The following is a 21,408-nucleotide window of genomic DNA, read 5'->3' as shown; positions in this document are numbered from 1 at the left end:
GGTACCCGGGATTCCCGGGTTACTCCGGTGTTGCTCTCACAGGCAATGACGTCCGGCGGTTCCGGGAAGTTGCGCCCTCCGCCGAATCTCAGGGACTTCTCAAGTTCGACGGGCCGAGCGCGTCTCCGACGGCGGGAGAGGCCAGCAAGCTGCCGGGGTGCCGTCTCCCGCCGCGCTGCCGGCTTCTACGGGGAACCCAGCAGCGGCCGGTCGGCCAGCCCCAGCCGGTCCAGGATCCACGCCAGCGTGAACGCCCGCTCCTCCCAGGCCCGGTAGCGCCCCGAGACGCCGCCGTGCCCGGCCGCCATCTCGGTGCGCAGCAGGACGTCGGCCTGCGGCGCCCGCTCGCGCAGCCGGGCGACCCACTTGGCGGCCTCGACGTAGAGGACGCGGGTGTCGTTGAGTGAGGTCTCGGCCAGGATCGCGGGGTAGGGGAGGTCGGCGACGTTCTCGTAGGGGGCGTAGCCGGCGATCCGCTCGTAGGCGACGGGGTCGTCGGACGGGTTGCCCCACTCGTCGTACTCGGGGATGGTCAGGGGGAGGGTCGCGTCGAGCATCGTGGTGAGCGTGTCGACGAACGGCACGCCGGCCACGAGGCCGCCGAAGGCCTCGGGCGCCTGGTTGGCGACGGCGCCGATGAGGAGGCCGCCGGCGCTCGCGCCCTCGCCGACGATCTGCTCGGCGGTGGTCCAGCCGGTCTCGACCAGGTGGCGCGCGGAGGCGATGAAGTCGTCGAAGGTGTGCTGCTTGTGGGCGAGCTTGCCGTCGTCGTACCAGTGCCGGCCCATCTCGCCGCCGCCCCGGATGTGCGCGATCGCGAACGCGGCGCCCCGGTCGAGCACGGAGAGCCGGCTGACCGAGAAGTACGGGTCGATCGAGGCCTCGTAGGCGCCGTACCCGTAGAGGTGGACAGGGATCGGGTCGGTGCCCGCGGCGCCGCGCACGCCCTTGCGGACCACCAGCGAGATCGGCACCTGGACGCCGTCAACGGATGTCGCCCAGAGGCGGTGCTCCTCGTACTCGTCGGCGTCGTACCCGCCCAGGACGGGCGCCTGCTTGCGCAGCACGAGCTCGCCCGTGCGCAGGTCGTGGTCGTAGACGGCCGAGGGGCGGCTGAGGCTGGTCATCCCGACCCGGATGGTGGGCTGCTCGAAGGCGGGGTTGCTGCCCGCGCCGACGGTGGCCAGCTCGCCGGGGAACTCCACGAAGCGGTCGGCCGTGACCGGGTGGGCCGGGTCGTCGCCCAGGTCGAGGATCCGGACCTGCGAGCTGCCGTTGCTGCGCTGCTGGACGACGAGGTGGTCGGCGAACGCGTCGACGTCCTCGAGCCGGACCGCGAGGTCGTGGGGGAGCAGCGGCTGCCAGTCGGCGGGGGCGGTCGGGCTCGCGGGCGCGTGGCCCAGCTCGAACTCGGGTCCGGTGGCGTTGTGCAGGACGAGGAAGCGGTCCTCGCCGCCGACCACGGCGTGCTCCAGCGAGTACTCGACGCCGTCAGTGCGCTCGGCGAAGCAGACCGGCGTGGCGGTCGGGTCGGCGGCGTCGATGACGTGGAACTCCGAGGTCGTCTTCGAGCTGGCCGCGATCATCACGTAGCGGCGGCTGCGGGTGCGCCCGACGCCCACGAAGTAGCGTCCGTCGGGCTCGTGGAAGACCAGCTCGTCGTCGGCCTGGGCGGTGCCGAGGCGGTGCCGCCAGACCTTGTCCGGGCGCCACGCGTCGTCGACGGTCGTGTAGTAGAAGTGGTCGGCCGAGGCCCCCCACGTGACGCCCCCCAGGACGTCGGTCAGCACGTCGTCGTGCAGCTCGCGGGTGCCGAGGTCGAGCACGCGCACCGTGTAGCGCTCGTCGCCGACGACGTCGACGGCGTACGCGAGGAGGCGGTCGTCGGGGCTGACCGACGAGCCGCCCATCGAGAAGAAGTCGTGGCCCTGGGCGAGCTCGTCGAGGTCGAGCAGCACCTCCTCGCCGGGCAGCGCGGGCTCGTCGGGGTGCGCGTCGGCCGCGGGCTGCGGGGGAGTCCAGTCGTCCGGGTCGGTCACCGGGACGCGGCAGCTGGCGCCGTACTGGCGGCCCTCGAAGGAGCGCCCGTAGTACCAGAAGCCGCGCACCCGGGTCGGGACCGACAGGTCGGTCTCGAGCGTGCGGGCCTTGATCTCGTCGTAGATCGCGCCGCGCAGGTCGGCCAGGTGGGCGGTGCGCTCCTGGGTGTAGGCGTTCTCGGCCTCCAGGTGGGCGAGCACCGCCGGGTCCTCCTTCGCGCGCAGCCACTCGTACTCGTCGGTGCGGGTGTGGCCGTGCAGCGTCGTGGTGACGGGGTGGCGCGGGGCGACTGGGGGGACGGGCATGCGCCGAACGCTACTGCGGGTCCGGTTGCTCCGTCTCCGGCGGCCGCCACCGGCTCAGCTCGGGGTCGTCGGCGCGGAAGGAGCGGACCGGTCCCGGCGGCGTCTCGGCGGTCTCGAAGCGGACCGTCACCACGCCCTTGCCGGCGCCCCAGACCCAGCCGCGACCGTGCTCCGCGTGGACGACGTCCATGCCGGGCGACCACGCCGTCCCGGTCCACTTGGCGCCGGCCTGGTCGGGCTCGGGCTCGGCGGGGACGTCGTCGGCGGGCGCCTGGTCGCTCTCGCCGGCGTCCTCGTCGGACGTGGCGAACAGGTCCTCCTGGATCCAGTCGGCCAGCCCCGAGACGCCCACGCCCAGGAGCCGGACGCCGCCTGAGGTGTCGAGGTCGGTGAGCAGCGCGCGGGCCAGCCGGGCGATGGTCGCCGGGTCGTCGGTCGGCGCCGGGAGCGTCGACGAGCGGCTCAGCGTGGTGAAGTCGTAGAGCCGGACCTTGAGCGTGACGGTCCGGCCGGACAGGCCGTGGGAGCGCAGCCGCTTCGCGACCTCGCCGGCCTGCCGGGTCACGATCGCGGTCATCTGCGGGCGGTCGGTGAGGTCGTGCTCGTAGGTGCCCTCGACGCTCACCGACTTCGCCTCCCGGTCGGCGACCACCGGACGGTCGTCCTCGGCGCGCGCCAGGTGGTAGAGGCCCTGGCCCAGTGCCTTGCCGACGAGGCTGACCAGCTCGTCCTGGCTGATCCGCTCCAGCTCGGCGACCGTGTGGACGCCCGCGCGCCGCAGCCGCTCGACCGTCGCCGGTCCCACGCCGGGGATCACCGACACGTGCATCGGGCGGAGCATCTCCAGCTCGGTGCCGGGCTCGATCACGACGAGGCCGTCGGGTTTGCGCAGGTCGCTGGCGATCTTGGCCAGGAACTTCGACGACGCCACGCCCACCGATGCGGTCAGGCCGCCGGTCACCTCGTGGACCCGGGCCCGCAGCTCCTCGGCCTGCGCGGTCACCGTCGCCAGCTCGAGGTCGGGCAGGCCGGCCTCGGCGAGGTCGACGAACGCCTCGTCCAGCGAGAGCGGCTCGACCAGGGGCGAGCACGCGCGCAGCACCGCCATCACCGCGGCACTCGACGCGCGGTAGGCATCGAAGCGGCCGGACAGGTACGCCGCGTGCGGGCAGCGGGCGCGCGCCTCCCGGGTCGACATGGCCGACCGGACGCCGTACGCGCGGGCCTCGTAGGACGCCGTCGACACCACCCCGCGGCCGCCGACCCCACCCACGACCACCGGCTTGCCCCGCAGCGACGGCTTGTCACGCTGCTCGACCGCCGCGAAGAACGCATCGAGGTCCAGGTGGAGGACCGAAGCGTGGGCGCGCACGGCGTCACGTTAGTCGTCTCCCACCCCACCACCGACCCCGGAACCTCCACAGCCCCTCCCCACCCCCCGCCCTCTCCACAGCCCCCACCTCGCCACCCCGCCCCCACCCACCCCTCCACCGACGCTTCTCCCATGACCACCGCCTCGCCCACCGCCCCCACCACCGCCACGCCCCTCTCCCTCACCGCCCACGACACCGACGACCTCCTCGCCGTCGCCCCCGTGCTGCTCGGGTTCTGGCCGGAGCGCTCGATCGTCATGCTCACCCTCGGCGGCCGCCGGCCCTTCCACGCCCGCATCGACCTGCCCCCGATCGACGAGCAGAGCCCCGCCGTGCGCCGCCTCCTCGACACCCGCCTCCTCGTGCCCGCCCGGCGCCACGGCGCGGTCCGCGTCGTGCTCCTCTACTTCACCGACGAGCCCGCGGCGGCGGCCGCCGTCCACCGGGCACTGCGCCGCTCCTGCGCCCGCCGCGGCCTCGGCATCGTCACCGCGCTGCTCGCCGACGGCACCCACTACCGCCAGCTCGAGCACCCGGACCCGACCGTGCGCCGCCGACGGCACCCCTACGACATCTCGGCGCACCCCTTCATCCGCGACGCCCTCGCCTCCGGCCGCCTCGTCCACCCGACCCGCGACGCCATGGTCGACTCTCTCGCCCAGCGGCCCGCCGCCGCGGCCGCCGTCACCGCCGCCCTGGTCGACGGACGCCACGCCGACCACGGCATCCCCACCACCGGCCGCGCGATCCGCGACGCCGGCCGCTGGGCGCTGGCCACCGTCACCGACCTGGTCGAGAGCGCGATCCTTCCCACCGACGCCGACCTGGCCCGCCTCCTGTGGGTCATGCAGGCGCCCCGGGTCCGCGACGCCGCCTGGTCCCACCTCACCTCCGCCACCGCGTCCGCCCACCTCCGGATCTGGTCCGACGCCGTCCGCCGCGCCCCGGACCCCCTCCTCCCAGCGCCGGCCGCCCTCCTCGCCTGGGCCGCCTGGCAGTCCGGCGACGGCGCCCTCGCCTGGGCCGCCCTCGACCGCTGCCGCCGTACCGACCCCGCCTACCGGCTCGCCGCCTACCTCGCCCTCCTCCTCGAGAACGCCGTCTCCCCGGACCAGTGGAGCGCCGACTTCGACTGGTCCGCCGGCCTCCCACCCGCCACCCCGCTCCCGCCGTCCGCGGCCCCCACGGAAGAGCCGCCGTAGTGGGGCGGGGCGGCACGAACCCCGGCGCCCGACGAGCCGCTGCTCCCGGCGCCGTGGCCCACGGCGCCCGCTGCGTGGCGGCCCGGCCGCCGTGGCGGGCGAGCCGCCCTTGCGGTCTGCGGTCTGCGGGTTCCCGGACGACCATGCGCGTACTCAGCGCCGCCTGCCCGGCCCCGCCGCGACCTTGGACCGGCCACGGGTTAGCTGGCCTCCGGACAACGGCGCGCCAACCCGACCCGACCAGCCCGCGCCCCCAAAGCCCGCGCGTCGCCCACGAAGCCGCTCCCACACCCGCCGCAGCCGCCGCACCCGCTACCGACCCGGCTCCCAACCACCTCGGACGACCGTGCCCCACCCCCGACGCCGACTCGCCCCGCGGACGAACGCTCGCTCCCCGCCCCGGTTCTGTCTAGTGTCGGCCCATGGGAGATGACGTCGCGCCCCAGGAGTTCACCCCCGCCGACCGGACCCGCTACCGGGACAAGGTCCGCCGCTGCCTCGACGTGTTCGAGCGGATGCTGCGCGAGTCGGCCTTCGACACTGACGATCCGTGGACCGGCATCGAGGTGGAGCTCAACCTCGTCGACGGCGCGGGGGACCCGGCGCTGCGCAATGCCGAGGTGCTGGCGGCGATCGAGGACCCGGACTTCCAGACCGAGCTCGGTCAGTTCAACATCGAGCTCAACCTGCCGCCGGGTCCGCTGGCTAGGGGTGGGCTCGAGCTGTACGAGACCCAGCTGCGGGCCAGCCTCAACAACGCCGAGAAGCGGGCCGCGGCGGTCGACGCGCACCTGGTGATGATCGGGATCCTGCCGACGCTGGCGCCCGAGCACCTCGAGGCGGACGTGATCAGCGCCAACCCGCGCTACCGGCTGCTCAGCGAGCAGATCCTACGGGCGCGTGGCGAGGACATCCTGATCGACATCCAGGGGGTCGAGCGGCTGCGGACGACGGTCGACACGATCATGCCGGAGGCGGCGTGCACGAGCACCCAGTTCCACGTGCAGGTGAGCCCGGAGCGGTTCGCGTCGTACTGGAACGCCTCGCAGGCGATCGCCGGCGTGCAGATCGCGGTGGCGGCCAATGCGCCGTACCTCCTGGGCAAGCAGCTGTGGGCCGAGACCCGGATCCCGCTCTTCGAGCAGGCGACCGACACGCGTGCCGAGGAGCTCAAGGTGCAGGGGGTCCGGCCGCGGGTGTGGTTCGGCGAGCGGTGGATCACGTCGGTGTTCGACCTGTTCGAGGAGAACGTGCGCTACTTCCCGGCGCTGCTGCCGGTGATCGACGAGGAGGACCCGCTCACCGTCCTCGAGGCCGGGGGGACGCCGAACCTGTCCGAGCTGCGCCTGCACAACGGGACGATCTACCGGTGGAACCGCCCGGTCTACGACATCACCGGCGGCCTGCCGCACCTGCGCGTCGAGAACCGGATCCTCGCCGCCGGGCCGACCGTCGTCGACACGGTGGCCAATGCGGCGTTCTACTTCGGCCTGGTCCGCGCGATCGCCGAGAACGACCGGCCGCTGTGGTCGCAGATGTCGTTCAGCGCGGCCGAGGAGAACTTCCACGCCGCGGCCCGCGACGGCATCAACGCCGAGATCTACTGGCCGGGGCTGGGCCGGGTCCGCGCCACCGAGCTCGTCGTACGACGCCTGCTGCCGCTGGCGCGCGAGGGTCTGGCGCTGTGGGGCGTCGAGGAGGCGGAGGCGAACCGCTACCTCGACATCATCGAGCAGCGCTGCCTGAGCGGGACCAACGCCGCCGACTGGTTCGTCCGCCAGGTCAACGAGCGCTCCGACGCCGACCGGTACGACGCCCTGCGCGCGGTCCTCGCCGACTACCGCGCCCGGATGCACGACAACCAGCCGGTCCACACCTGGTGACGCTCACCCGGCCTCGGCGGCAGCGCCGGCAGCCGCGGCAGCGGCGCCGGCCGGCCGGACCCGGCTCCAGGTCCGGCCGACCCCTGAGCGCGGGTCCCGCCAGGACCGCCGGGTCACCACGACCAGGTCGAGCGTGACGCCGAGCTCGGGTCCGGCCGCGCCGACGGCGGCGGCCCAGGCGAGGTCCTCGAGGTCGGGACCGTCCACCGGGCGGGTCAGCCACAGCAGCGGGACGACGCCGCGGTCCAGGCTGTCGCGGCAGAGCGCCTCGACGATCTCGATCCGCAGGGCGAGGTCGAGTCGCTCGCCATGGCGGACCTCGAAGCTGCGGTGCTCGGCCGGTCCGCCGCAGGGCAGGCCGGCGTGCAGGACCGCGGGGTAGCGCCGCCTCGCCTCGCCGGCTGCGTGCTCCAGGACCGCCCGGCGCAGCACCCGCTGGAGCAGGTGGGGCACCGGCGCCTGGATCCCGGGCCGAGCCGCGGTCCCCGTCGAGACCGCCAGAGACGCAGACGTCCCAGGGGACGCGGACGACCCAGGGGAGGCAGGGGGCGCGGGTGACGCGGCGGACATGGTGGGAGCCTGCCCGATCCGGCGCCGCGGCGGGCGGCTCCTCCACAGGGCCGGCGGCATCGACCGGGCAGGACCAGCGTCGGACGAGCGACTGCCTAGGCTGGCGCCATGACGAGGTCCGGGCTGATCGGGGTCGACGAGCTGCTGCAGGTGGTGGGGGAGCAGGCGGAGGTGACCGTGCTGGACGTCCGCTACCGGATGGGCGGCGGTCCGTCCGGGGTGACGGCGTTCGCGGCGGGCCACGTCCCCGGCGCCGCGTACGTCGACCTCGACCGGGCGCTCGCGGCGCCGGCCGGCGACGGCGGGCGGGGGCGCCATCCGCTGCCGGAGGTCGCCGACTTCCAGGCGGCGATGCGGGAGGTGGGGGTGCGCGACGACCGTCCCGTGGTGGTGTACGACGACTGGGCCGGTCATGCGGCGGCGCGGTGCTGGTGGCTGCTGCGGTACCACGGGCACCAGGACGTCCGCGTCCTCGACGGCGGCTGGTCGGCCTGGCAGGAGGCCGGCGGCCCGATCGAGACCGGGCGAGACGGGCAGGATGAGCGAGGCGGCCGGAGCAGCGGCACGTTCACCGCACGTCCGGGCGCGCTGCCGGCCGTCGACGCCGGCACGGTCCGGCAGGCGGCGGTGCTGGTGGACGCCCGGGCGGCGGAGCGCTATCGCGGCGAGGTGGAGCCGATCGACCCGGTGGCGGGCCACGTCCCGGGGGCGGTGAACGTCCCGACCAGCCGGAACCTCGACGAGCGGGGCCGGTTCCGGGACCCGGCCGAGCTGGCGGCGGTCTACGCGGAGGTCGGGGCGGTGCCGGGGGTGGACGTGGCGGTCTACTGCGGGTCCGGGGTGACGGCCGCGCACGACGTCCTCGCGTTGGAGCTCGCGGGGGTGCGGGCCGCGCTCTACCCGGGCAGCTGGAGCGAGTGGGTGGCCGATCCGGGCCGGCCGGTGGAGCGGTCCTAGCCGCTCACCAGTGCACGCCGCGGAACAGCTGGGCGAGGAGCATCTGCTCGGTCTCGCGGTGGTTCGAGGCGGGCGCCTCCTCGGCGGCCGCGGCGGCGGCCGAGGCGGGCTTCTGGCCCTTGGCGGCGGCGGAGTCCGGGAACACCTGGTAGGCGAGGTTGAGGACGCGGAAGGCCGTCCGCGGGGCGATGGTGTGGGCGAGCTCGCCGGCGGTGCCGAGGGCGGTGTTGATCTCGTGGGGCTTGTCGACCATCGCCTTGATCACCACGTCCGCGGCCTGGGCGGGGGAGATCGTGGGGAACTTGTCGTAGATCTTGGTGGGCGCGATCATCGGCGTCCGCACCAGGGGCATGTGCACGTTGGTGAAGGTGATCCCGTGGCCGACGACCTCGGAGGAGACGACATTGCTCCAGGCGTCGAGGGCGGCCTTCGAGGCGACGTACGCCGAGAAGCGCGGCGGGTTGGTCTGCACGCCGATCGAGGAGATGTTGACGATGTGCCCGGAGCGCTGGCTGTGCAGCTGGGGCATCAGGCCCATGACCAGGCGGATGGCGCCGAAGTAGTTGAGCTGCATGGTGCGCTCGAAGTCGTGGAAGCGGTCCTGGGACAGCTTGAGCGAGCGGCGGATCGAGCGGCCGGCGTTGTTGATGACGTAGTCGACGCTCGGCAGGTCGGCGCTGAGCTGCTCGCAGAGCCGGTCGATGGCCTCGAGGTCGGACAGGTCGCAGGGGAAGACCTCGGCGCGTCCGCCGCGCAGCTCGATGATGTCCCTGGTGGCCTCGAGCTTCTCCTTGCCGCGGGCGACGAGGACCGGGATGCCGCCGGCCTGGGCGACCTTGAGGGCGACGACCTGGCCGATGCCGGACGACGCGCCGGTGATGACGACGTACTTGTCCTTGAGGGCGGCGACGGCCTTGGGGTCACGGCCGGTCGCGTCGTCGAGGTTCTCCTCCCAGTAGCCCCACAGGGCGCGGACGTAGGTCTCGAGCGGCGGCACGCTGATCCCGGAGCCGGCCAGGGCGCGCTCGGTGGCGCGGGAGTCGAAGACCGAGGGGAACGAGGTGTGGGCGAGCACCTCGGCCGGGATGCCGAGCCGGCCGACGGTCTGGTCGAGGACGAGCTGGGCCGGCGCGGAGCGGATGACGGCGTTCATCACGTTGATCGGGCGCAGCGCGCGGGGGAGCAGCGCGAGGGGTCCGGCGGTGGTGACCGAGCGGTCGACGGGGGTGGCGAAGCGGGGCGCGCCGGCGGCGGAGCAGAAGGCGTTGATCATCTCGATGACCGACTGCGGCTCCGGGTTGACCAGGTGGAAGGCCTCGCCGTCGTGGCCGGGGACGTGCGCGAGGTGGTCCATCGCCTTGGCGACGTAGTCGACCGGCACCAGGTTGGTGTCGCCGAGGTCGAGGCCGACGAGGGGGAGCCAGGCGGGCAGCGCGTCGCGGAGCCGCTTGATGACGGGGAAGAAGTAGTAGGGCCCGTCGATCTTGTCCATCGCGCCGGTCTCGGAGTGGCCGACGACGATCGCCGGCCGGTAGACCCGCCACGGGATCGTGGCCTCGTCGCGGACGATCTTCTCGGACTCGTACTTCGTGCGGTGGTACGGCGAGGGCAGCGGCTGGCCCTCCTCGAACATGGTCTCGTCGAAGCGGCCGTGGTAGTCGCCGGCCGCCGCGACCGACGACACCTGGTGGAAGACGCCGGCCCGCAGCGACTCGGCCAGGGTCAGCGCGTTGCGGGTGCCGTCGATGTTCATCGCGTCGTTGGTCGCGTCGTCGGCGGTGATGTCGTAGATCGCGGCGAGGTGGAAGAAGTGGTCGATCGAGCCGGCGTGCTCGGCGACCCAGCCGGGGTCGACGCCGAGGCCGGGCTGGGTGAGGTCGCCGACGACGGGCTGGACCCGGTCCGCGCCCCACTGGCGCACAAGCGCCTCCATGCGCGGCAGCGACGAGGCGCGCACGAGGACGAAGACCGGACCCTCGCGGTGGTCGACGAGCTCGGCGATGAGGTGGCGCCCGATGAAGCCGGTGGCGCCGGTCACGAAGTAGGCCATGCGCGCACGCTACGCGCTTTTGCCCGGTCGCGGACCGGGCTGGGACCTACTGGTCGCCGCCGCCGAACATGATCTCGTCCCAGCTCGGGACGGACGCGCGGCCCCGCTTCTTCTGCACCGGACGGCGGTGCCGGGCGCGCTCGGCCTCGGCCTCGGCCTCCGCGTCGGCATCGGCGCCGGCGTCGCCGTCAGTGGAGGTGGAGGTCGCGGCGGCGACCTCGTCGGCGGTGGCGCGCAGCGGCTCGTCGGCGGTCGCGGGAGTGGCGGCGGGCGCCTGGTCGACGGCGGCGCTCAGGTCGATCGCCTCGTCGAAGGCGTCGCCCAGGGGCAGCGCGGCGTCGCCGAGCGGCAGCTCCTCGGCCGGGACGGCGGCCAGCCGCCGCTCGCGGACCTGCTGGAGGTCGTCGCGGGCCGGCGGGGCCGGCTCGGCGACGGGCAGGACGTCGCCGATCAGCCAGCGGGCGTCGTCGTTGTCGGAGAGCACGTAGTTGCCGGGGGCGTCGTAGGTGAACCGGGCGACGCCGCCGCGCTCGTCGGTGTCGAAGGTGCCGGTGAGCACCCAGCGGCCGGTGTCGCGGCGGTAGGCGTCCCACACGACGGCGGCCGGGTCGGCGCCGCGCCCGCGCAGGTGGGCGGCGACGGCGTCGCCGAGGACGCGGCTCTGGGCGGGGCCGTTGCCCTCGCCGGGGGTCCGCCGGACCGAGGCCTTCTGGGCGCGGCCGGCGACGTGCTCGCGCTCGGCGAGGACCGGGCCGACGTAGGGCATGATCGCGTCGACCGTGGTCCCGGCTGCCTCGGCGACCGCCTCGGCGGTCTCGCCGGCACGGATCCGGACCTGGATCTCGCGAGGACGGATGCTGCTGCTCATCGGGGTCTCCAATCGACGCGGTGTCTCACCACGCACCGCGGTGCGGAGCTCAGGCGTGATGTCGAGGGTGTAGGTCGTGCCCTGGTCGTCCACCAGCTGCAGCCGGCGCGGGGTGGAGCCCGCGGCGAGGGTGAGGCGCACGGGGCGGTCGGTGCGGTCGGTACCGCCCTGGTCCGCCATGTCGCTCATCATTCCCTCGGGTCGTCTGCACGTGCTGGTCGCCTGTCCGGCCGAGCCTACGCCCGGCGGCCGCCCGGAGCGGGACCCGCGCCCGGCGTGCCGGTCATTTGTCGACAATGGGCGGGCTCGTCGCCCGCGACCAGCGGGCCTTGCCGCGGACGTAGAGCCACATCTCGCCCTGGCGCCGGAACCGGCTGACCTCGTGGAGGGCGCCGGGGACGCCGTCGAGGTCGTGGTGGGCGAGGAACTCGACGACGCCGCGCTTCTCGCCGATCCCGCCGCCCTCGGCGCCGAGCACCTCGAGGCCGGTCCAGCGGATCCGGTCGTCGAGCTCGAGGGAGGCCGGGCGGGTGGCGGGGTGCCAGGTGTGCAGCAGGTACGACGCGAGCCCCTTGACGAACGCCGAGTAGCGCGAGCGCATCAGCTCCTCGGCCGTCGGCGCCGAGCCCGGGCTGCGGTGGAAGGGACGGCAGCAGTCGTCGTAGGTGCGCCCGGAGTCGCAGGGGCAGGCCGGACGCGCCGGGGACGCCGGCTCAGGCACCGAGCACCCGGTCGAGGTAGGGGTTGGCGAACACGCGGTCGGGGTCGAGCCGGTCGCGCAGCGCGACGAAGTCGGCGAAGCGCGGGTAGCGCGGCGCCAGGTCGTCGGCCCCCAGGGTGTGCAGCTTGCCCCAGTGCGGCCGGCCCTCGTGGGCGCGCAGGATCGGCTCGAGGAGCCCGAAGTAGGCGCGGTGGTCGGCGCGGCGGTGGGTGTGGAAGGCGAGGTAGAACGAGTCGCGCCGGTACGACGTCGACAGCGCCACGTCGTCGGGGGGTGCGACCCGGATCTCGACGGGGAACGAGACGGTCAGCCCGGAGCGCTCGAACGCGGCGCGGCACTCGCGCAGGACGTCGAGGCCGACCTCGCGGGGCACGGCGTACTCCATCTCGCGGAAGACCACGTTGCGCTCGGTGGTGAACACCCGGTGCGCGATGTCGCTGTAGGTGCGCGGCCCGAGCAGCCGCGAGGCGAACCGGTTGGCGGCCGGGATGGCGCGCGGCGCCAGGTTGAGCGCGGCGGTCTGGGCGCCGAAGACGGTGTTGGAGAGCAGGTCGTCGTCGAGCCAGGCGCGCCAGCGGGGGAGCGGCTCGGCGGCGGAGAGGTCGGTGCCGACCCGGGTGTTGCGCTTGGTGAGCATCCGGTCGGAGTGGGGGAACCAGTACATGTCGACGTGGTCGTGCGCCGCGGTGAGGTCGTCGAAGGACGCCATCGCCTCGTCCCACGACATCGGCTGCTCCTCGGCGCGCAGCAGGAAGAGCGGCTCGACCGCGAACGTGATCGTGACCAGGACGCCGAGCGCGCCGAGACCGACCCGGGCCAGGTCGAGGACGTCGGCGTTCTCGGTGGCGGTGGCGCGCAGCACCTCGCCGGTGCCGGTGACCAGCTCGAGGCCGACCACCTGCGCGGCGAGACCGCCGGCGCGACCGCCGGTGCCGTGGGTGCCGGTGGAGATCGCGCCGGCCAGGGTCTGCTCGGCGATGTCGCCCATGTTGTGCAGGCTCAGCCCCAGCCGGGCCAGCTCGGCGTTGAACACCTTGAGCTGGGTCCCGGCGAGCGCGGTCACCGTCATCGCCGAGCGGTCGACGGCGACGATGCCGCGCATCCGGTCCGGCCGCAGGTGCACGTGCTGCGGGGTCGCGATGCCGGTGAAGCTGTGGCCGGTGCCGGCGGCCTTGACCGTCTGCCCGGCGGCGCGGGCACGGGCCACCACGGCGGCGGCCTCGGCGGCGTCGGCCGGGGTGACGACCTCCAGGCCGGTCGCCGACTCCAGGCCCGACCAGTTACGCCAGGCGCTCGGCTGCGGGGTGCTCATGGGGAGGCACGCTATCCGGCGCCGCCACCACCTTGACCAGCAGCGCGCCGATCAGGGCCAGGGTCCCGCCCACCAGGCACACGAGGTACGCCGGGGACGCGCCCGCGTGGTCGATCACGACGCCGGCGATCGCCGCGCCCGGCGCCAGGCCGACGGCGAGGCCGGTCTGGATGAACGCCATCCCCTCGGTGAGCCGGGCCGGCGGCAGCACCTGCTCGGCCAGCGACATGGCCGCGATGAGGGTGGGGGAGACCGCGACGCCGCCGAGCAGCAGCACCAGCGCCATCAGCGGGAGGTTGGGGACCAGGGCGAGGGGCGCGGCGGCGAGCATCATGCCGAACGCACCGATCCGCAGCCGGGTCAGCGGACCCCGGCGCCAGGTGATCGCGCCGGAGACGACCCCGGCGAGCAGGCTGCCGAAGGCCCAGATGCCGAGCAGGACGCCGGACAGCGACTTGTGCCCCTGCTCGTCGGCGAACGCGACGGTGACCACCTCGGCCGCGCCGAAGACGATGCCGAGCGCCGCCGAGACCAGCGTCAGCGGGGCGATCGCGCGCCACGGCATCGGCGGCCGGGCGACCTCGGCGGAGGTCCGCGGGTGCGCCGGCGGCTCGGTGCCGCGCTGGGAGGCGAACACGTAGGTCCCGATCAGCCCGCACGCCAGCGCGGTCCACAGCCCGGCCGCGGGGTGCACGCTGGTCGCGAGCACCGTCACCGCGATGGGGCCGAACAGGAAGACGGTCTCGTCGCCGACCGCCTCGTACGAGAACGCCGTGTGCAGCCGCTCGGGCCGGTCGGCGAGGTGGTGCGACCAGCGGGCGCGCACGCAGCTGCCGACCGAGGGGAGCGAGGCGCCGGCCAGCGCCGCGAAGGCGTACGTCGTCCAGCGCGGCCAGTCCCACTCCAGGCTGCCCATCGCGAGCGCGAGGCCGATGCCCCACACCGAGATCACGACGGGCAGCACCCGGCTCTGCCCGAGCCGGTCGATGAGCCGCCCCTGGACGATCGCGAAGCACGCGTTGGCGACGAGCGCGACCGCCGAGACCGAGCCGGCGAAGGCGTAGGAGCCGGTCTGGTGCTCGGCGAGCAGGACGATGCCGAGGCCGACCATCGAGATCGGGAGACGGGCGACGAGACCGGTCAGGCTGAACAGCGCGGTCGCGGGGGTGAAGATCTGGCGATAGGTCTGCAACATCGTCCCGACATCGTCCTCCGTAGGCTGGTCCCGTGCCGAATCCGGACCCGACCCCCCGACCGACCGACCCCTACGACGCGCTGCTGCTGCTCTCGTTCGGCGGACCCGAGCGACCCGAGGACGTCGTGCCGTTCCTCGAGAACGTCACCCGCGGTCGCGGGATCCCGCGCGAGCGGCTCGAGGAGGTCGGCCAGCACTACTTCCTGTTCGGCGGGCGCTCGCCGATCAACGACCAGAACAAGGCGCTCATCGCGGCGGTCGAGAAGGACCTCGCCGAGCACGGCCTCGACCTGCCGGTCTACTGGGGCAACCGCAACTGGGCGCCCTTCCTCGACGACACGGTCGCGCAGATGGCCGCCGACGGCGTGCGCCGGGTGCTCTGCCTGACCACGTCGGCGTACTCGTCGTGGTCGAGCTGCCGCCAGTACTGGGACAACATCGACGCCGCGCTCGCCGCGCTGCCCGACGACGTCGTGGCGCCGCAGATCGACAAGGTCCGCGCCTACTTCAACCACCCGGGCTTCGTGACCGCGAACACCGACGGGGTGCTCGCGGCGCTCGCCGAGCTGCCGGACGACGTCCGCGACGCGGCCCGGCTGGTGTTCGTCACCCACTCCATCCCGATCTCGATGAGCGACAGCAGCGGCCCCGAGGGCGGCGCCTACGTCGCCCAGCACCTCGACGTGGCCGCCGTCGTCGCCGCGGAGGTGGCGGCGGCCACCGGTGTCGAGCACCCGCACGAGCTCGTCTACTGCTCGCGCTCGGGCGCGCCGCACATCCCGTGGCTCGAGCCCGACGTCAACGACCGCCTCGAGGAGCTGGCGGCCGAGGGCGCGGCCGCCGTCGTGCTGATCCCGGTGGGCTTCGTCTCCGACCACATGGAGGTCGTCTACGACCTCGACACCGAGGCACTGGCCACCGCCGAGCGGCTGGGCCTGCCCGCCCGCCGGGCGGCGTCCGCGGGCATCCACCCGGCCTTCGTGGGCGCGGTCCGCGAGCTGGTGCTCGAGCGCGCGGCGGTCGAGCGCGGGGACGCGCCGGAGCGCCCGGCGCTCGGCGTCCGGGGGCCCTCGCACGACCGCTGCCCGGCCGGCTGCTGCCTCGGCGCCCGGACGGCGCCCGCATGACCGGACCGGCCGGGCTGCGCGGGCTCGCCGAGGACGTCGCCGGCGAGGCCGCCGCGCTGGTCCGCGAGCATGCCGGCCGAGGAGTCGCGGTCGCGGCCACCAAGTCCAGCGAGGTCGACGTCGTCACCGCGGCCGACCGGGCCAGCGAGGAGCTGATCCGGCGGCTCATCCTCGAGGCCCGTCCTGGTGACGGCTTCCTGGGAGAGGAGGGCGACGACGTCACCGGCACCTCCGGGGTGCGCTGGATCGTCGACCCGATCGACGGCACGGTGAACTTCCTCTACGGCCTGCCCGAGTACGCCGTCTCCGTCGCCGCCGAGGTCGACGGCGAGGTCGTGGCCGGTGTGGTCGTCGACGTCGCCAAGCAAGTGGTCTATGCCGGTCACCGCGGGGGCGCGGCGACCCGGAACGGCCGGCCGATCGCCGCCCGCGGGCCGGCGCCGCTGGCCCACCGCCTCGTCGCGACCGGCTTCAACTACACCCGGCCGGTGCGGACGGTCCAGGCCGCTGCCGCCGCTCGGCTGCTGCCCGAGATCCGCGACCTGCGCCGGACCGGCTCGTGCGCGCTCGACCTGTGCCGGGTGGCCGAGGGCGCCCTGGACGGGTACGTCGAGGAGGGGGTCCACCTGTGGGACCACGCCGCCGGCGGGCTCATCGCGCAGCTCGCCGGGGCCCGCCTCCTGGTGACCGTCGGGGCGGCCGGGACCGAGGCCGTGGTGTGTGGCCCGGAGCACGGTTTCGACGAGCTCCTGTCCGCCGTGCGGACGGCCGGCTTCCTGCGGGAATAGCGGGCGCCCGGTCACTGTTCCCCCGACTCGCGTCGACCCGGGTGGTCACACCTTGGATCGATGGTGCACAATCTGCCGCGCCGATCCGCACGCCAGTGCGGATGCGCGGGCAAGCCGAGGGGAGAGAGCACACACGTCATGGCGACTGACTACGACGCACCACGCAAGAACGAGGACGAGCAGTCCGAGGAGAGCATCGAAGAGCTCAAGGCGCGCCGCCACGACAAGAACTCCGGCAAGGTCGACGAGGACGAGACGGAGGCGGCGGAAGCCTTCGAGCTGCCTGGCGCCGACCTGTCGCACGAGGAGCTCGCCGTCGAGGTGAAGCCCAAGCAGGACGACGAGTTCACCTGCATGAGCTGCTTCCTGGTCCACCACCGAAGCCAGCTGGCGGACCCGAAGAAGATGATCTGCCGGGACTGCGTCTGACAGACGACGACGGCCGTGGCGGTCTGACCGCCACGGCCGTTTCGCTGTGTCCTGCCGCTGTCGTCAGGCGCCGTCCTTGCGCAGCCCGGGGGGCAGCTGGCCGGTCGACTTCAGGTAGTAGCCGGCCGCCCGGCGCTGGGCGAGCATCTTGGCGAGCGCCACGAGCGTGCCGCTGACCGCGGCCCAGGCGACCGCCTCCCAGACGTCGACATCGGGGTCGGCCGGGTTCGCCGGCGGCTGCTTGCCGGTGGCCGCCCGCCAGCCGGTGTCGAGACCCTTCTTCGCCACGGCGGCCGCGCCGAGCGCGGCGACGAGGGAGAACGCCGACCAGACCTTGGAGCTGTCATTTGCCATGGCCCGAGCCTATCGGCCCGTCGTGGCGGGCGGCTCAGGCGCGGGTGGTGCCGTTGGTGCGTGCCGCGTCGAGCGCGCCGGCCAGGGCCTTCGGGTGCCGCGAGCTCACCAGCCAGTACGGCGCGGGGTCGGCCGGGTCGGTGATCTCGACCTTGACCGACTGCTTGAGGTAGGGCCGCAGGACCAGGAACGCCCGGGCGTCGGCCTCGGGGCCGGAGACCCGGCGGGTCTGCTCGGCGTCGAGCGCCTGCACCGTGCCGACGTACGACGTCTCGATGCGGGCGCGCCCGGCCCGGAACCAGCCGTCGCCGACGACGACCCGCGCCCCGCCGTAGGCCCGCAGGGCGGCGGTCAGCGCGGCGAGCGCGAGGCCGGTGATGAGCCACGCCAACCAGGGCGCCTTCGGGTCGAGCGCGACGATGAGGACCAGCCACAGGCTGGCGATGAGCATGGTGCCCTGGGCCCACCAGCGCAGCGGGACGCGCAGGCGCTCCTGGTAGCCGGACGCCGCACGCTCACTCACGGGAGGATGATCCCATCCCCCTGGTCACGGCGCGTCGCTAGGGTCTCCCCGTGCCCGACGACCTGGTGATCTCCGTCCAGCAGCTCGACCCCGAGCTGCCCCTGCCGTCCTACGCCCATCCCGGCGACGCCGGCGCCGACCTCGTGGCCGGCGTGGACGTCACGCTGGCACCGGGGGAGCGGGCACTGATCCCCACCGGGATCGCGATCGCGCTGCCCGACGGCTATGTCGCGCTGGTGCACCCGCGCTCGGGTCTCGCGGCCCGGCACGGTCTCTCCATCGTGAACACCCCCGGCACCGTCGATGCGGGTTACCGTGGAGAGATCAAGGTGCTGCTGATCAACCACGACCCGGTGGAGCCGATCGCGCTGCGGCGCGGCGACCGGATGGCGCAGCTCGTCGTCCAGCGGGTCGAGCGGGCGCGGTTCGTCGCGGTCGACGCCCTTCCCGACAGCGTGCGTGGTGAAGGCGGCTACGGTTCTACCGGGGGGTTCGGTGCGAACCCGACGAACCCGACGAGGAGGACACAGTGAGGCTGCGGCGCAAGGCCGGAGACCCGGTCGACGAGACGACCGAGGCGACCGAGACGGCGACGGACGAGACGGGGCACGACGCCCACGACGGCCCGTACGACGTCGACGAGCTCCCCGAGGACGGCGTCGACCGGCTCGACCTCGGCTCGCTGCTCGTCGCGCCCCTGGCCGACCGTGAGCTCCGGGTCCAGGTCGACGAGCAGTCCGGCGCGGTGCGCGCCGTCCTCCTCGCCACCGACGACGGCGCGCTCGAGCTGCGGGCCTTCGCGGCCCCGCGCCACGGCGACCTGTGGAGCGAGGTCCGCCCCCAGATCGCCGCCGACGCCGCGCGCCGGGGCGGCACCGCCACCGAGCGTGAGGGGCGCTTCGGCACCGAGCTGGTCTGCGAGGTGCGGATGACCCGCCCCGACGGCCAGACCGGCACCCAGACCACCCGCGTGATCGGCGTCAACGGACCGCGTTGGCTGCTGCGCGCGACCTTCCTCGGCGAGCCGGCCCGCGACCCCGAGGCGGCCGCCGAGTGGGAGTCCGCCATCACCCGGGTCGCCGTGCGCCGTGGTGCCCACGCGATGCCGGTGGGCGAGCAGCTCCCGCTGACCCTGCCCGAGGGCGCTGAGCCCCGGGCCGTCCCGACGAGCTGAGCCGGCGACCCTCCATGCGCACGAAGAGCCGCCTGCGGCGCACGATCAGCCGCTGGGCGAACCCCGACGAGGCCGAGGCCCGTGACCTCCGCAAGGAGTTCGAGCGTGAGGGCGTCGTCTGCATCGGCGAGGCGCCCGATCGCGAGCCGGTGCGGCTGCGCGGCACGCTGCGCACCGTGACGCTGCGCCCCCGGGGCGGCGTCCCGGCGCTCGAGGCCGAGCTGTACGACGGCACCGGCGTCGTCACCGTCATCTGGCTCGGCCGGCGCCGGATCGCCGGCATCGGCCCCGGCCGCGCGATCGAGGTCCGCGGCCGGGTGAGCACCAGCGACGGCACCCGGGTCCTCTACAACCCCCACTACGAGCTGCTGTGAGCGCCGACGAGAAGGCCGAGACGCCCGAGACGCCGGAGGAGCAGCCGCCCCACCTCGGCGTCGACACCGTCGAGGCACTGGTGCGCCGCCAGCTCGCGACGGCCCTCGGCGGCCGCCGCGGCATGCTCGAGGCCGCGGTGCCCGGCATCGTCTTCACCGTGCTGTGGCTGAGCACCAAGGAGCTCCAGTGGGCCCTGGTCGCCAGCCTCGTGGTGGCCGGCGCGGCCCTGCTGCTGCGGCTGGTCCAGCGCAGCAGCACGCAGTTCGTCCTCAACGCCATCTTCGGCATCGGCATCGGCTGGGTGTTCGTGCGCTGGGCCGAGAGCTCGGGCGGGTCGGAGTCCGACCAGGCGCTCGCGTTCTTCCTGCCCGGCATCCTGATCAGCCTCGGCTACACCGTCGTGCTCGGCTTCAGCTGCCTGGTGGGCTGGCCGATGCTCGGGTTCATGCTCGGCAGCGTCACCGGCGACGCGACCGCCTGGCACGACGACGAGCAGATCGTGAAGCTGTGCAGCCGGCTCACCTGGGTGATGCTGCTGCCCGGCGCGATCGGCGTCCTGCTGCAGGGGCCGATCTGGCTGCTCGGCCACCAGGGCACGATGGACGCCGACCAGGCCGTCGTCCTGATCCTGGTGCTGCGCACCGGTCTGGGCTGGGTGCTCCGGATCGGCTCGTGGTCGGCGATGATCTGGCTGCTCGCGCGCAACGCGACGCCGCTGGAGCAGCCGGCGCGCACCGCCGAGGCCTGAGCCCGCTCAGCGGTCCTGGCGCTCGGCGCGCTCGGGGCGCTCCGGGTGGGCCGACGGCGCGAGCAGCCGCTCGAGCTCGTCCTCGGCCTCGGAGGGCACCACGAACAGCAGCTCGTCGCCCGACTCGACCGGCTGCTCCGGCGTCGGGACGTAGACCTGGCTGTCGCGCAGGATCGAGACCAGCGCGCAGTTCTCGGGCAGCGGGATCAGGCCCGAGGCCTTGCCGACGTACGGCGAGTCGGCCGGCAGCGTCATCTCGACCAGGTTGGCGTTGCCCTGGCGGAAGGTGAACAGCCGGACCAGGTCGCCGACGGTGACGGCCTCCTCGACCAGCGCGGACATGATCCGCGGCGTCGACACGTTGACGTCGACGCCCCAGGCCTCGGTGAACAGCCACTCGTTGTTGGGGTGGTTGACCCGGCCGACCGTGCGGGGGACGCCGAACTCGGTCTTGGCCAGCAGCGAGGTGACCAGGTTGGCCTTGTCGTCACCGGTGGCGGCGATGACCACGTCGCACTTGTCGAGGCGCGCCTCCTCGAGCGAGGACAGCTCGCAGGAGTCGGCCAGCAGCCACTCGGCGTCCGGCACCCGCTCGGGGCGGATGGAGGCGGGGGACTTGTCGATGAGCAGGACCTCGTGGCCGTTCTCGATCAGCTCCCGGGCGATGGAGCGCCCGACGGCGCCCGCTCCGGCAATCGCGACTCGCATCGTCGGTCTCCTCAGCCCTCGTGCTCGGGCCCGCGGCCGAGCACCTCGTACGTCAGCTCGGCGGTCTTCTCGTGGGCGACCAGGTGGAGCATGTCGCCCTCCTGGACGACCGTGTCCCGGTCGGGGAGGATGCCCTCGCCGAGCCGGTCGATCCACGCCACGCGGCACCGGCCCTGCTCCTGCAGCTGGCCCACCCGCGCGCCGACCCAGACCTCGGGGGCGGCCAGGTGGTCGACCCGGATCGAGCCCGAGGGGTCGCGGAAGTCGGGCTCGGCGCCGGCCGGCAGGATCCGGCGCAGCACCTGGTCGGCGGTCCAGCGCACGGTCGCGACCGTGGTGATGCCGAGCCGCTGGTAGACCTCGGCGCGGCCCGGGTCGTAGATCCGGGCGACGACCTGCTGGATGCCGAACGACTCGCGGGCGACCCGCGCGGCGATGATGTTGGAGTTGTCGCCGCTCGACACCGCCGCGAACGCATCGGCCCGGCGGATGCCCGCCTTCTCCAGGACCTCCTGGTCGAACCCGATGCCGGGGATCTTGTCGCCGTTGAACCCCGGCCCCAGGCGCCGGAACGCGTCCGGCTCGGAGTCGATGATCGAGACGGTGTGGTTGCGGTCCTCGAGACTGCGCGCCAGCGTCGAGCCGACGCGGCCGCATCCCATGATCACGACGTGCACGGTGTGCACGCTATCCCACCGGTGAGCAC

At 74.0% G+C, this 21,408-nt stretch carries 22 protein-coding genes; 10 read left to right on the top strand and 12 right to left on the bottom strand.

The features are described from left to right. Window positions 1-185: 185 nt before the first annotated feature. Both BM223_RS08285 and BM223_RS08280 read right to left on the bottom strand, forming a co-directional pair. Complete coding sequence (locus tag BM223_RS08285) at window positions 186-2,345, bottom strand: S9 family peptidase (protein ID WP_038678487.1); 2,160 nt, start codon at window positions 2,343-2,345, stop codon at window positions 186-188. 10 nt (window positions 2,346-2,355) lie between these two features. Further along, window positions 2,356-3,717 carry a DNA polymerase IV gene (locus BM223_RS08280; protein ID WP_038678489.1) on the bottom strand — a complete coding sequence of 454 codons (1,362 nt, stop codon included), beginning with the start codon at window positions 3,715-3,717 and terminating at the stop codon, window positions 2,356-2,358. A gap of 132 nt (window positions 3,718-3,849) precedes the next feature. Between BM223_RS08280 and BM223_RS08275 the strand changes: the two genes are divergently transcribed. Together BM223_RS08275 and BM223_RS08270 are read left to right on the top strand one after the other, a co-directional pair. Beyond that, window positions 3,850-4,920 carry a DUF4192 domain-containing protein gene (locus BM223_RS08275; protein WP_038678491.1) on the top strand — a complete coding sequence of 357 codons (1,071 nt, stop codon included), beginning with the start codon at window positions 3,850-3,852 and terminating at the stop codon, window positions 4,918-4,920. A gap of 422 nt (window positions 4,921-5,342) precedes the next feature. Then, on the top strand, window positions 5,343-6,803 hold the full coding sequence (locus tag BM223_RS08270; RefSeq protein WP_038678493.1) for a glutamate-cysteine ligase family protein: 1,461 nt from the start codon (window positions 5,343-5,345) through the stop codon (window positions 6,801-6,803). A 3-nt stretch (window positions 6,804-6,806) separates the two neighbouring features. Here the strand turns inward: BM223_RS08270 and BM223_RS08265 are convergent, their stop codons facing one another. After that, the gene (locus BM223_RS08265) at window positions 6,807-7,256 is read right to left on the bottom strand and encodes a hypothetical protein (protein WP_235319258.1); all 450 of its coding nucleotides are present in this window, start codon (window positions 7,254-7,256) and stop codon (window positions 6,807-6,809) included. Between the two features lie 225 nt (window positions 7,257-7,481). On the opposite strand from BM223_RS08265, the gene BM223_RS08260 reads away from it, so the two are divergent. Continuing rightward, a complete protein-coding gene (locus BM223_RS08260; protein WP_052138517.1) occupies window positions 7,482-8,330 on the top strand; it encodes a sulfurtransferase in 849 nt (282 codons plus the stop codon). 4 nt (window positions 8,331-8,334) lie between these two features. Here BM223_RS08260 and BM223_RS08255 read toward each other — a convergent pair whose 3' ends face one another. The 5 genes from BM223_RS08255 to BM223_RS08235 form a co-directional block, all read right to left on the bottom strand. Beyond that, window positions 8,335-10,380 (bottom strand): SDR family oxidoreductase, encoded by a 2,046-nt coding sequence (locus BM223_RS08255; RefSeq protein WP_038678494.1) that lies wholly within the window; start codon window positions 10,378-10,380, stop codon window positions 8,335-8,337. Window positions 10,381-10,426: 46 nt separating this feature from the next. After that, on the bottom strand, window positions 10,427-11,428 hold the full coding sequence (sepH, locus tag BM223_RS08250) for a septation protein SepH (protein ID WP_158510196.1): 1,002 nt from the start codon (window positions 11,426-11,428) through the stop codon (window positions 10,427-10,429). A gap of 103 nt (window positions 11,429-11,531) precedes the next feature. Then, complete coding sequence (locus BM223_RS08245) at window positions 11,532-11,969, bottom strand: YchJ family protein (RefSeq protein ID WP_052138518.1); 438 nt, start codon at window positions 11,967-11,969, stop codon at window positions 11,532-11,534. Then, window positions 11,962-13,281 (bottom strand): D-arabinono-1,4-lactone oxidase, encoded by a 1,320-nt coding sequence (locus BM223_RS08240; RefSeq protein ID WP_038678498.1) that lies wholly within the window; start codon window positions 13,279-13,281, stop codon window positions 11,962-11,964. The genes BM223_RS08245 and BM223_RS08240 overlap by 8 nt, the downstream gene beginning before the upstream one ends. Continuing rightward, window positions 13,250-14,476, bottom strand: a complete 1,227-nt coding sequence (locus BM223_RS08235; RefSeq protein WP_052138519.1) for an MFS transporter — start codon at window positions 14,474-14,476, stop codon at window positions 13,250-13,252. The genes BM223_RS08240 and BM223_RS08235 overlap by 32 nt, the downstream gene beginning before the upstream one ends. Window positions 14,477-14,508: 32 nt before the next feature. Here BM223_RS08235 and BM223_RS08230 point away from each other — a divergent pair, with 32 nt between their 5' ends. From BM223_RS08230 to BM223_RS08220, 3 genes are all read left to right on the top strand, one after another. Beyond that, window positions 14,509-15,603, top strand: a complete 1,095-nt coding sequence (locus BM223_RS08230; protein WP_038678499.1) for a ferrochelatase — start codon at window positions 14,509-14,511, stop codon at window positions 15,601-15,603. Next, window positions 15,600-16,391 carry an inositol monophosphatase family protein gene (locus BM223_RS08225; protein WP_038678501.1) on the top strand — a complete coding sequence of 264 codons (792 nt, stop codon included), beginning with the start codon at window positions 15,600-15,602 and terminating at the stop codon, window positions 16,389-16,391. The genes BM223_RS08230 and BM223_RS08225 overlap by 4 nt, the downstream gene beginning before the upstream one ends. 138 nt (window positions 16,392-16,529) lie before the next feature. Further along, window positions 16,530-16,820, top strand: a complete 291-nt coding sequence (locus tag BM223_RS08220) for a DUF4193 domain-containing protein (protein ID WP_038678504.1) — start codon at window positions 16,530-16,532, stop codon at window positions 16,818-16,820. 63 nt (window positions 16,821-16,883) lie between these two features. Here the strand turns inward: BM223_RS08220 and BM223_RS08215 are convergent, their stop codons facing one another. Then, complete coding sequence (locus BM223_RS08215) at window positions 16,884-17,174, bottom strand: DUF4235 domain-containing protein (protein WP_038678506.1); 291 nt, start codon at window positions 17,172-17,174, stop codon at window positions 16,884-16,886. A 34-nt stretch (window positions 17,175-17,208) separates the two neighbouring features. Continuing rightward, window positions 17,209-17,697, bottom strand: a complete 489-nt coding sequence (locus tag BM223_RS08210) for a DUF3093 domain-containing protein (RefSeq protein WP_038678508.1) — start codon at window positions 17,695-17,697, stop codon at window positions 17,209-17,211. A 50-nt stretch (window positions 17,698-17,747) separates the two neighbouring features. Here BM223_RS08210 and dut point away from each other — a divergent pair, with 50 nt between their 5' ends. Genes dut through BM223_RS08190 form a run of 4 tightly spaced genes read left to right on the top strand, consistent with a single transcriptional unit; the run spans window position 17,748 to window position 19,994 of the window. Beyond that, window positions 17,748-18,230, top strand: a complete 483-nt coding sequence (gene dut / locus BM223_RS08205) for a dUTP diphosphatase (RefSeq protein WP_038678510.1) — start codon at window positions 17,748-17,750, stop codon at window positions 18,228-18,230. After that, on the top strand, window positions 18,227-18,871 hold the full coding sequence (locus BM223_RS08200; protein WP_075018539.1) for a DUF3710 domain-containing protein: 645 nt from the start codon (window positions 18,227-18,229) through the stop codon (window positions 18,869-18,871). The genes dut and BM223_RS08200 overlap by 4 nt, the downstream gene beginning before the upstream one ends. A 14-nt stretch (window positions 18,872-18,885) precedes the next feature. Continuing rightward, window positions 18,886-19,245 carry an OB-fold nucleic acid binding domain-containing protein gene (locus tag BM223_RS08195; protein ID WP_038678514.1) on the top strand — a complete coding sequence of 120 codons (360 nt, stop codon included), beginning with the start codon at window positions 18,886-18,888 and terminating at the stop codon, window positions 19,243-19,245. Then, window positions 19,242-19,994 carry a DUF3159 domain-containing protein gene (locus BM223_RS08190; protein WP_052138521.1) on the top strand — a complete coding sequence of 251 codons (753 nt, stop codon included), beginning with the start codon at window positions 19,242-19,244 and terminating at the stop codon, window positions 19,992-19,994. The genes BM223_RS08195 and BM223_RS08190 overlap by 4 nt, the downstream gene beginning before the upstream one ends. Window positions 19,995-20,000: 6 nt before the next feature. On the opposite strand, the gene BM223_RS08185 is transcribed toward BM223_RS08190, so the two are convergent. Together BM223_RS08185 and BM223_RS08180 are read right to left on the bottom strand one after the other, a co-directional pair. Beyond that, entirely contained in the window at window positions 20,001-20,702 is a 702-nt protein-coding gene (locus BM223_RS08185) for a potassium channel family protein (RefSeq protein WP_038678517.1), read from the bottom strand. 11 nt (window positions 20,703-20,713) lie between these two features. Further along, window positions 20,714-21,379, bottom strand: coding sequence for a potassium channel family protein (locus BM223_RS08180; RefSeq protein WP_038684223.1), 666 nt, complete (start codon window positions 21,377-21,379; stop codon window positions 20,714-20,716). Window positions 21,380-21,408: the final 29 nt, after the last annotated feature.

Origin of the sequence: Pimelobacter simplex (assembly GCF_900114845.1) — a bacterium.
In the GTDB taxonomy this organism is placed as follows: domain Bacteria; phylum Actinomycetota; class Actinomycetes; order Propionibacteriales; family Nocardioidaceae; genus Nocardioides; species Nocardioides simplex.
Note: the sequence above shows the minus strand (reverse complement) of the source record. Positions and strands in the feature narration are given on the sequence as shown.